At 56.3% G+C, this 11,673-nt stretch carries 4 protein-coding genes and 1 pseudogene; all 5 read left to right on the top strand.

Translation table 11 applies throughout. The annotated features are described in order from the left end of the window. Positions 1 to 17: 17 nt before the first annotated feature. Complete coding sequence (locus tag V7747_RS04670; protein ID WP_335614899.1) at positions 18 to 803, top strand: alpha/beta fold hydrolase; 786 nt, start codon at positions 18 to 20, stop codon at positions 801 to 803. 248 nt (positions 804 to 1,051) lie between these two features. Beyond that, positions 1,052 to 2,740, top strand: a complete 1,689-nt coding sequence (locus V7747_RS04665; protein ID WP_335614898.1) for a ShlB/FhaC/HecB family hemolysin secretion/activation protein — start codon at positions 1,052 to 1,054, stop codon at positions 2,738 to 2,740. A 24-nt stretch (positions 2,741 to 2,764) separates the two neighbouring features. Continuing rightward, entirely contained in the window at positions 2,765 to 10,681 is a 7,917-nt protein-coding gene (locus V7747_RS04660; RefSeq protein WP_335614897.1) for a two-partner secretion domain-containing protein, read from the top strand. A gap of 16 nt (positions 10,682 to 10,697) precedes the next feature. Next, positions 10,698 to 11,183 (top strand): hypothetical protein, encoded by a 486-nt coding sequence (locus tag V7747_RS04655; RefSeq protein WP_335614896.1) that lies wholly within the window; start codon positions 10,698 to 10,700, stop codon positions 11,181 to 11,183. A gap of 36 nt (positions 11,184 to 11,219) precedes the next feature. Beyond that, positions 11,220 to 11,591, top strand: a pseudogene (locus V7747_RS04650) (transposase); the annotation flags it as partial. Positions 11,592 to 11,673 lie beyond the last annotated feature (82 nt).

Genomic DNA, 11,673 nt, shown 5'->3' with positions numbered 1-11,673 from the left:
ATGGGCTGACCGCAGTAATGCGGTCGGCCTGTTTTGCTTTGGTATCTACGCTGCTGGCTGGCTGCGCATCCCCAGCGGAGCGCGCCGATGTGGTTGCCGAGCGCGCTGGACTGAGCACTGTTGCATTGGCTGGCGGTGGTTTTAGCCTGAAAGGTTTTGAGCGGCAGACTTCAGGTCGCCATGCAACCGTCTTCATTGAGGGAGACGGGCGGCCGTGGCGAGCGGGTGGGCGCGTTATTGCCGAAGATCCAACTCCGTTGCGGCTACTCGCCTTGAGTTGGATGGAAAAAACGCCAGGCCCTACGCTTTATCTGGGCCGCCCCTGCTACTTCCAATCCAAAGCTGATCAGCCCTGCGATGCCATGTTATGGAGTTACGGACGTTACTCGGAACAGGTAGTGCAAAGCATGGTCAAGGCGCTTGGAGGTTGGTTGCAGAAGCGCCCGCACATTAGCTCCCTTACCTTGGTAGGGCATTCAGGCGGCGGGGTACTGGCGCTGCTATTGGCAGAGCGAGTTCCGCACACCAAAGAGGTAATTGCGCTATCAACGCCAGTGGATGTTGATGCCTGGACTAGCTTGCATGCCTATACACCGCTGTTTACGTCGCTCAACCCCGTAAACCATCCCGGCTGGCGGGCTGGCGTGCAGCGCAGTTTCTATTTTGGCGAGGCGGACCACCAGGTCCCGCCCAGTCATTTCGTGTCACCCGCTCGAGCCATTTCGGACGCTGAGGTCACCGTTGTTAAAGGTGTCGGCCATGACTGCTGTGGCCCGGATATCTGGTTAAAAAATGCGTATTGAGAGTCTGACTCCATCGTCTTTTGGAAGCGTTTTTCACTGGTTGATGGAGTGCCATATAGCATCGCTCTGCTGTGAATGGTCACACTCCCTGCAAAACCTCGAGGGCCGCTTCCGCAGTCTGGAGTATATGGTGTGTTCATAGTGTGAGCCACTTTGCAGTTCTGTCTTTTCCCTATTGGTATATCCAAGCAGTGCCCCAATAATGCCGGCCGCTTGATATTGGATTGCCATATACCTAGGGAAGGGAAATGATTCGGCCAGCGCTGCTAGTGGTATTTTTACTCTCGTTCAATTGTGTTCTCGCGCATGCCCAAGCCTTGCCGGGCGACCGGGATTTGATTCGCGAGCGCCAGGAGCGCGTGCTGGAAGAGCAGCGTCGCCGCCTCGAAGAGCTCCAACAGTTGCCCGGTAAGCCTCAGGTCCAACCTCCTGCCGTCGTTACGCCCGAAGGGCGCTGCTTCAACATCCAGAGCATCAAGCTAAGTGGTGCTAACCTGATCACCCAGACTCAGCAAGACGAGCTGCTCACGCCGTTTCTAGGGCGTTGCCTGGGCAGCGGTGAGTTGAATAACGTACTCAAGGTCATCACCGGTTTCTATCTTGATCGCGGCTACGTTACCTCCCGGGCCTATTTGCCGCAGCAGGATCTGAGTGATGGTGAGCTTGAGGTGCTGGTCATTGAAGGCTGGCTGGAGGGGCTCGACAGTTCCGAGCTGGCCAGTGACAGAGAGCTGGCTATGACGTTTCCGGGTGAGGAGGGGGAACGTCTCAATCTCCGTGAACTTGAGCAGTTGGTTGATCAACTAGGTAGGCTGCCTTCTCGTCGCGCCCAGCTGGAGTTGGTGCCCGGCGAGCAGCCAGGCAGTAGCCGGGTGCGCTTACAGGGTGAGCGCAGCAAGCCCTGGCATGCCTCACTCAGCCGACATAATGATGGCCAGGAAAGCACCGGCGAGCAGCAATGGGGTGCCGGGCTGGATTGGGATAGTCCGTTGGGTTTAGGCGATCAGCTGCGGCTACGCGGTAGCAAAGATGCAGTCAGCGACCACTGGCGTCACTCGGCCAGCCAGAGCCTGTTTTACAGCCTGCCTTTTGGCTGGTGGAGTTTTGACTACAGCTACAGCCAGAACTATTACCGCACCCGCGCTTCTACCGCTGGCCTGGTGTACGAAAGCGACGGAGAAAGTAAGCGCCACCAGTTGACTGCCGAACGTGTGATGCACCGGGACAATCTCGGCAAGACAGCACTGAACGTCGGCGTAGGGCACTTGCGCACACGCAACTATCTGCAAAACACTTTATTAAGCAATTCGAGCAATCGGATCAGCGAGTTTCAGCTGGGCGGCAACCACGGCCGCCGGCTGGGCACGGCTTTCGCCAACGTCGACATTGGCTGGCAGCATGGCACCGGTGCATTCGATGCTCAGAGCAATGGCCACCCGCAAGGCAGCCAACCGGTCGCCCGCTATGACAAATACAGCCTGACTGCCAGCTATCTGCAGCCGATCACTTTGAAGGGGCACCGCTTCAGTCTCGACAGTCTGGTCAGTGGTCAGTACAGCGAAGACGTTCTGTTCTCGCCTCAGCGTATCAGCCTCGGCGGTCTTGCCTCGATTCGCGGTTTTAAGGAGCAGACTCTCAGCGGCGACAGCGGCCTGTATTGGCGCAGCAATGTCCGCTGGCAGCAAGCAATTACTCAGCCCCAGATCAATCCCTGGCTGAATGAAGTGGGTGTTGCCCTTGGCTACGACCTGGGTGTGATCAGTGGTACGCGCTACAACGCCAACCGGCATGGGCGCTTGGCTGGCAACGCTCTTGAGCTGTCTGCGCGTGGGCCGCATATCGCCGCCAGTCTTACCCTGGCGCAGTCGCTGTCGCGCCCTGATGTGATTGACCGCGGCGAGCACCCGGTCTACTTCCGTTTCGACCTGTTTTTCTGATCTGTTTATCAAGGAATGATGACCATGGATGTGCATAGCCCCCTGTTCAAGAATATTGCCAACCTGTTGATCGGGGTGCTGCTGCTTAACCCGGTAGTAAGTCTGGCGGCGGACCTCGCTGTGGATGCTGCAGCAGGCGGTAATACCAGCCTGGGCCAAGCCGGCAATGGCGTACCGGTTATCAACATCGCGACGCCCAACAGCAAGGGTTTGTCGCACAACCGTTTCAGCGAATACAACGTGGGCCAGCAGGGGCTGATCCTCAACAATGCCACCAGTGCTACTCAGGCTACGCAGTTGGGCGGTCTGGTGCATGGCAACCCGAATCTGGATAACCGCGCCGCCGGGCTGATTCTCAATGAAGTTACCGGCTCCAACCCAAGCCAATTGCGCGGCTATACCGAAGTGGCTGGGCAAGCCGCCGGCGTGATCGTGGCCAACCCGCATGGCATTAGTTGTGATGGGTGCGGCTTTATCAATACGCCGCGCGCGAGCCTGAGCACCGGCCAGCCGATCATTGAAGAGGGCCAACTGCAGCGCTTTGATGTTGAGCAGGGTGAGATCGCTATCGAAGGCGCGGGTCTCAATGCCAGCAATCTTGATCAGTTCGACCTGATTACCCGCAGTGTGCGTATCAACGCGGACTTGCATGCCAACCAATTGAACGTGATTACCGGCCGCAACGAGGTAGACGCCACCACGCTCAGCGCTACCGCCAAGGCTGACGACGGTAGCCAGCAGCCTTTGCTGGCGGTGGATAGCTCGGCCCTTGGCGGCATGTATGCCGGGTCCATTCGCCTGGTAGGCACCGAGCACGGTGTAGGTGTGCGACTGGCAGGCGACGTGGCAGCCAGCGCGGGTGACATCATCATTGATGTCAACGGCCAGCTGAGCGTTGCAGGTGTGGCCAGCAGTGGCGACCTGAATCTCGCCGCGCAGGAAATCAACCTTGCCCAGGGTTATGCCGATGGCGATGTGCAGTTAGAGGCCGCAAATGTATTGGATGTGACCGGCAGCCTCGCTAGCGGCGGCAGCCAGAGTATTCAGGCTAAAGAACTGTATAACCACGGCATTATAGAAGCGGGTATTGGTCTGGACGGTAGCCGCACACCGCAGGCAGATATCGCCATAATGGTTGATCATCTGGGCAACGCCGGGCTGGTTGTGGCCTCCGGTGAGCTGGATGTTAAAACAAAGACGTTGGACAACAGCAGCGCCACGCTAGCCGCCAAAGAGACGGTGCAGATCAGCAGCAAACAGGTGATCAATCACGATGGCCAGATTATCGCCGAAGGCGAGCTGAAGCTGGATGCCGTCTCGCTGAATAATACCGAAGGCCTGCTAAGCGCAGGCCAAGCCATGAATATTGGCGTCGCGAATAATTTTGATAATCGTGGTGGGGAAGTTCTCGGCAACACTCGGATGAGTATCGCAGCGGATCAGATGGATAACCGCGGCGGTCAGGTTGGCGCAGTTAAGCATCTGGAGATATCCGCCAGCCAGCTGGATAACAGTGATCTGGGCACGCTATCCAGCCAAGGCACCCTGGCACTGCAGGTTAGCGGTGGGCTGAACAACAGTGATCAAGGTGCGGTGATCAGCAACGAAGATATGCTGGTCAGCGTGGGAGATTTGAACAACAGCCAGCAAGGCGCGGTGGTCGCCCGTGGCGACCTGGATCTGCAGGTCGATGGGACAATTGATAACCGTACTGGCACGCTGGTCGCCAATGGCGACCTGAACCTGCGGGCTGACGCGCTGGACAACCAGCAGGGCGACCTCAGTGCTGGCCAGTCCCTGAAAGCCCAGCTCACAGGCAAGCTGGATAATCGTGCCGGCATGCTGGCCAGTAGTAACCTGCTTGATGTTCAGGCTGGTCAGCTCGACAACCGCCAACAGGGGCAGCTGGTAAGTCAGGGCGATATCAGCTTGCGCGCCACCGAGTTGACCAATGCCGATGGCGTTCTCTATGCCAAAGGTAAAGCCACCCTTCAATTGAATGGCCAGTTGGACAACAGCCATGGCGGCCTGCTTTTGGCCGATCAGGGCCTGAACCTGGATGCCAATAGCCTTGATAACCGTGATGGCACTATTCAGGCCACCGGTGGGCTCTTGTCAATGGTATTGGCCGCGCACCTCAATAATACCAACGGCTTGCTGCTGGCGGGTGATGGCGCGCTTGATATCCAAGCCGATGAGATTGATAACCAGAGCGGTGTAATAACCAGCCTTAAAGGACTGCTGCACAGCAGCAGTCGTGCTTTCAACAACCGCTCCGGCAATCTTCAAGCGCAGGATGTAGATTTAAAGGTTACCCAGAGCCTGAATAACGACCTCGGACATATAGCCGCCACCAGCGGTGACCTCACGCTTGATGCGCAGCGCGTCAGCAACATGCACGGAGCCTTGTTTGCCCGGCAACTGCTCAGCATCAATGCAGACCAACTCAATAACAACGACAGTCTGCTTGCCTTGTTTATGGGTACCGAGAGCGATTACCAGCTGCAAGACTGGATTGTTTTTTATCGCGAGATGCTTGAGCACAACTGGGAAGGCTTTGTCTCTACCTCTATCGCACAAGGGCTGGAACCCTTCCTCGGAGATACCAGCGTTACCCGTCAACAGGAACTGCTGGCAGTTCTGGATGCCATCGAGCAAGACCCTCAGGCCTGGGAGCAAGCCAGTCTGATCCACGCCGAGCGCATCGAGCTCAATGTTAATCAGATGAGCCAAACCGTCACCAGCCAGGTGCTCGCGGAAGGTCAGCTACAAGGCACCGGCCAAAATTGGACCAACCATGGCTTCATCGCCAGTGACGGCGCGCTTGATCTGACCCTGACTGGGCATTACGACAGCTACGGCACCTTAGCCAGCGTGGACCAGCTGAACCTTAGCGCCGCGACTCTTGATCTTGAGCTGGGCGACCAGGACATCGGCGGCATTCTCGGTGGTAGCAATGTGGCTGTGCAGGTAGCCGGCGCACTCAACAACAACGGCCAGCTGACGGCTATGGGTGACCTGGCAGTACAGGCTACCGCTATCGACAATCTTGGCGTGCTGGGCGCGGCTGATCAGCTGCAGGTAACCAGCGACCAACTCTACAACAACCTTGGTTTGTTGTTCAGCGGGCAGAACATGCTGTTGCAGGTCGATCAACTGGTCAATCACGACGCTGATATTTATAGCCTCGCCGGCTTGCGTCTAAGTGGTCGCGATCCGTCGGCGCGTGCGCAGCGGTTGGATAACGTGTCTGGCACTATCGAGTCGGCAGGTAACATGCTGCTGAACGTGGAGACGCTTAACAACCGTAAAGACGTGTTCCGTGAAGAGCAGGTGCAGCTTGAAGGCGAAATAACCATTCGCTGCTACGACTGCAGCGGCGACAAGCACAATGTCGATTACATAGGCCGCGAAGTGTTCGAGAGCAGGGTGGTCGAAGACTCGCCTGCGGCGCTGCTGCACAGCGGCGGCAAGCTGAGTATTGAGGCGGGTGACGTCGTAAACCAATTCAGCACGCTTTCAGCCAGTGGCGATTTGCACATCCAGGCTAGCACCTTGAGCAACCTGGGCGCGGTTGGCGGCCGCACCGAGCGCACGCGCACTTGGAATACGGGGCGGATCACCGATGGTACCGATGAACGCTTTCGGTATAGCTACATTTATCCCTACGCAAGAGCCGAACTGCCGAAGGAACTACCTCTTGAAGCGTTGGCCCGTTTCAACATGGTAAGCGACGTCTCCGTCGTCACTCCTCTGGACGCCAACGCGCCGGCAGTCATTCAGGCCGGCGGTAACTTGCTTATTGAGGCGGCGCAAGAGCTGCAAAACAGCCGCACCGTCGGCAATGACCTGCCGGCGTGGCACGACGACCCCACTCGCAATGAAATCGCCATCGCCCTTGAAGACATCATCAAGGTTCAGATCAACGCCCAGTTACCCCCCGACCTGCAACAGCAGCAGGTGAACCCCCTAACGCTGCCGGGCTTTCGCCTGCCCGATGGCCAGCAAGGGCTGTTTCGCTTGGTGCAAACTCCCTCCGGTTCAGCGCCCGATGCGGTTGTGCCATCTGGCGTCAATGTGCCCAGCGCAGGTAACCATCGCTACCTGATCGAAACCAATCCGGCGTTAACTAATCTCGGCCAGTTTCTGGGTTCAGACTATTTGCTGACCCAGCTGGGCCTGGACCCAGAGCAAACGCTCAAACGTCTTGGTGACGGCTTGTATGAACAACGCATGCTGCGCGACGCGATAACCGCACGTACCGGCGCCCGCTTTCTGGCTGGCTTGACCAATGACGAAGCGATGTATCGCTATTTGATGGATAACGCACTGGCGAGCCAAACGGCACTGAACCTGACTCTCGGGCTGGCGCTAACGGCTGAGCAGGTCGCCGCCTTGACGCACGACATCGTCTGGCTCGAAGAGCATGAAGTGATGGGCGAAAAAGTGCTGGTGCCGGTGCTGTACCTGGCCCAAGCCGAAGGTCGGCTGGCAGCCAATGGCGCCCTGATTCAGGGACAGGACGTAACCCTGATCAGTGGCGGTGATTTGGCCAACCAGGGCACCCTGCGCGCCACCGAGAATCTCAGCATCGTTGCTCCGAATATCGATAACAGCGGCTTGCTGCAAGCGCACGAGCGGGTGCAACTGATCGCCCAAAACAGCATCCTTAATGCTCGTGGCGGCATCATTGCCGGTAACGATGTTGCCCTGAGCGCAGGCGATGATGTTCTCAACGAAAGAACGGCTACCTATTACGACAACCAAAGCCGTCGCGCCCGAGAGGCTGGAACCATTCTCGACAACGCAGCCCGCATCGAGGCCGCCAACGACTTGAATATTCAGGCCGGCGGCGATCTGATCAACCTGGGCTCTACGCTACAGGCCGGCGGAGACGCCAGCCTCAGCGCGGGTAAGGATGTGGTGATCGGTGCTGTAGAAGAGAGCAGTGCATCGCTACGCAAAGACCGCCGTCATCACTGGGAAAACAGCCAGGTCACCCAGCATGGTAGCGAAGTGGAGGTCGGTGGCAGCCTGCAAGCCAGCGCTGGTAACGATCTGATGGTGATCGCCAGCAACGTTGAAACCGGTGACGATTTAACTCTGAACGCGCAGGGTGACCTTGTTGTTGCCGCCGCCGCGAACGAAGAACACAGCGAATACCGCTACCGCAGCAGCAACAAAAAAATCACCAGTGAACGCAGCAACATAGAACAACAGGCCGCAGAGCTGGTGGCCGGTGGCGATATCAGTCTGATCGCTGGTGAGAATCTGGCCGTTGTGGCCAGCCGCATCGAGGCCACCCAGAAAGCCTATTTGGTCGCCGGAGATCAGTTGGCACTGATCGCAGCTGAAAACCTCGACCACAGCTTCTACGAGAAGAAAACCGAAGGCTCCTTCGGGCGCAAATCTTCCCGCAGCGACACCGTCACCCGCGTTACCCAGCAAAGCACTGCCATTACCACTGGTGGCGATCTTGCGCTGACCAGCGGCGGTGACCAAACCTACCAGGCAGCGGAGCTGACCAGTGGCGCAGATCTTGCCCTAACCAGCGGTGGCGCCATCACCTTTGAAGGGGTGATGGACCTGCATCAGGAAAGTCACGAGAAGAGTAAGAATAGTTGGGCGTGGCAGTCAGCGAAGGGCAAGGGATTTACGGATGAAACCCTAATTCACAGTCAACTTCAGGCTCAGGGCGATTTGGTCATCAATGCAGTCGATGGGTTACAAATAGATATCAAGGAGATCAACCCACAAAGCATCAACGAGACCATTGACGCCCTGGTTGCAGCTGAGCCTGATCTGTTGTGGATGAAGGAGATGGAGCAGCGCGGCGACGTAGACTGGCGTTTGGTCAAAGAAGTCCACGACAGCTTCAGCTATAGCGGTTCCGGGCTTAGCGGGCCAGCGGCGATGGTGATAGCCATTGTTGTGGCCTATTTTACAGCGGGTTTGGCTAGCGGCATGGTCGCGGGCATTGCAGGCGGCGCAGGGGCTACAGCCTCGGCAGGGACCGCCTGGGCCGCAGCCACCGCCTCTACCGCCGCGGGTTGGGCTAACGTCGCCGCCACAGCAGCCATCACCTCAGCGGCCAGCAGCGCAGCCATCAGCGCCATTAACAACAAAGGCGATCTGGGGGCGGTGATTCGGGAGATTACCTCAAGTGATGCCCTGAAAGGATATGTGACAGCCGGCGTTACCGCAGGCGTTACATCTGGCGTACTGGACCAGGCTTTTGGTGTCACCAGCGACAATATCTACCACACCACCAAAGGCTTTAACCTTGGCAACCCCACTGAATTGGCTCAGTTCGGGGCTTACCTGGGAGCGCAAGGTTCGGTTCAAGCGGTCGCACAGACTGCGGTCAATGGTGGAAGTCTGGGTGAAAACCTGCAGTTGTCTCTCACCAATCAGGTCTACCACCTGTTGCAGGCTACTGGGTTCAATGCGGTCGGCAATGCCTCCTCTGCTAACGGGTGGGTGGACGGCAGCCCAGAAAAAATTGCGCTCCACGCTATTGTCGGCGGGATGCTCAACGAAGCCACCGGTGGTGACTTTGAAACAGGAGCGCTTGCCGCCGGAGCTAATGAGGCTTTGATCGAGCAGTTGGCCGGCGTAATCAAGGAAGATAAGAGTCTGGAGCTTGCGGTATCCCAGTTGATCGGTATCGCCTCAGCTACAGCCACCGGCGGGGACTATGCCAAGGCTGCGGAGCTTGCGAAGAACGCCACCGCATATAACCGGCAGTTGCATATTGACGAAATCCGCTTCGCCTCTGAAGAGGACCGTGTAAAACGTTATGCAGAGCAGGCAGGCATATCCGAAGAGCAAGCGCGTCAAGAACTGTTAAGGGTTGCAGCCGCGATTGTGGATTATGGCTGGACGGAAGCTTTGGATGCGGCTGGCGCGCTTAGCTCGCAGGCATACCAATTTTTGGAAGCTGAGCGGACCAGCTCCAACACGCATCTCTTTCAGGTCTCTCAAGAGGAGTATTACAACGAACGGCTAGGACTCAAGGAGTTGCTCAGTAATCCTGAGGGCGTAGAGGCGATACTAAGAGACATTGCTTTAGTGGACCCGCTGGCTTATCGAACTCATCCCGAGTATTTCAGCGAAGTGATGAATGCTAAAGGTGAAGGCAGTCAAGAAGGGTTCGCTAATGTCGCCACCCTACCTGTCGATGCGGTGGTATGGGCTGCTGGCGCTATCATTTGTCCTAGCTGTGCAATGGAGGACATACAGGTTGCATGGGAGGCCGTTCAGCAGCTACCCGAGGAGTTGAGCTATAAAGGTTATCTGGATACTCTGCACATCATGCAGGGCGGGGGCGTTGAAGTTGTGCGCCAGAATGCTGCTTCAGCGACAGAGCTAGGAGTGGGTTTAGGCTTAGGTTCTGCTCCCGTAACTTTCTCTGTTAGGAAGTTACTTCTTGAGCGGATTGGTGCAAAAGCTACTGTCTCTAAAAATCCCAATGCAACTAGTGCGCTGACTGACTCAGAGGCAGGCACGCTGGTTGAAAGGAATGTTTTGGAGACGAGCCCCAAAGTAATAAATCAGGCCGAGCCAGAAGTTCTTGCAAAGGTTAATAACGGACGCAGCCCATATTCTGAGTTAAACGGTGCAATTGGGGAGGCTCGTGGCTGGAGTCAGGCTATTGAATCGGGGCAAATACCAATTTCCGGACCTGGGAAAGCGTCACTCCCAGGTGCGGATTACATTACGTATGATCCATCATCGCGATCTGTGATCGTCTGGGACGCCAAGTATCGTGCTCCTGGCGGAAGCTATCCGACGTCCTTGCCAGATTCAAAGTTACAGGCCTGGCAGTCAGAGATCATAAACTCTGTTAAAAATATGCCGGAGGGATCGGCCAAAGCAGCCGCAGAGAGTGCGCTTAAGGCTGGCAGGGTCGAAGGCCGAATATTCAAATGGCCACAATAGGCTTGAGGTATTTAAGATGAAAGAATGGTCATCGCTGTGCAAGTCAAAGGTTGGGGACGCCGTTGATGTACGGGAGCAATGCGTTATCGCTATGGACGACGGCGCATACAAAGTTTCAGACGATCAGTATTTTTTAGCTGACGCTTTTTCTGATGAGGGAGAGGAAAAACTTCGTTTGCTATCCCTCTACTGGGCTTGCAGTGAGCCTGCATTTAGAAGAGCCTACTACAGGGATGTTGAAAATGATGACATGGCCGTATGCCGGCCGCCGCCTGAGTTGCTTCCGGTTGGGGCGGGGGGGACCTATAGTCAGATTAAAAAAGCTCTTAGCTCTCTTGGTTCTGAGAAGTTTATGGAATACGCGTCTTATCGTGTTATGTCTGATGGTGCATTTGTTCATAAGGGCTTAGAAAGTTCATTGGCTGTTTATTATTTTCGCTTGCATGATATTGTTGATGATGAGCTGCCTTACGCGATACTGTGGAAGCTTTCTAGTGGGTGAGGAAAAGGGGACAGATTTATTTTAAGGAGGATGTAGATGCCCAGGATGGGTCGCATGGTTCTGCCGAACTACCCGCACCATATTGTACAGAGAGGCCATAATCGTCAGGTTGTGTTTGCGTGTGCCGATGATTTTCAGCGCTACCTGTCGGACATCAGAGAGCTAAAAGTGCAATATGGTATCAAGCTCTATGCCTGGTGCTTGATGACCAACCATGTGCACCTGTTGGTCAGCCCGGAGGGCGCAGCAGGCCTTGGCCAGTTCATGAAAGCATTGGCCGCAAGAGCTACCCGCTACCGCAATCGCTTGGAAGGACGCACTGGTACATTATGGGAAGGGCGTTACAAGTCCAGCATCGTTGATACCGAAGCGTATTTTCTGGCTTGCTGCCGTTACATCGCGAAAAATAAATCTGGGCCGCCTCAAGTTCCAAGTGCAACATCAGTGAATTGAATTTAACTGGTTAGTGGCCTGCAGCTGGAGGTATTCA

Source organism: Halopseudomonas sp., from assembly GCF_036960865.1.
In the GTDB taxonomy this organism is placed as follows: domain Bacteria; phylum Pseudomonadota; class Gammaproteobacteria; order Pseudomonadales; family Pseudomonadaceae; genus Halopseudomonas.
Note: the sequence above shows the minus strand (reverse complement) of the source record. Positions and strands in the feature narration are given on the sequence as shown.

Coding starts and splice junctions, on each gene's coding strand:
- V7747_RS04670 (WP_335614899.1), top strand. CDS start 18: ATGCGGTCGGCCTGTTTTGCTTTGGTATCTACGCTGCTGGCTGGCTGC.
- V7747_RS04665 (WP_335614898.1), top strand. CDS start 1,052: ATGATTCGGCCAGCGCTGCTAGTGGTATTTTTACTCTCGTTCAATTGT.
- V7747_RS04660 (WP_335614897.1), top strand. CDS start 2,765: ATGGATGTGCATAGCCCCCTGTTCAAGAATATTGCCAACCTGTTGATC.
- V7747_RS04655 (WP_335614896.1), top strand. CDS start 10,698: ATGAAAGAATGGTCATCGCTGTGCAAGTCAAAGGTTGGGGACGCCGTT.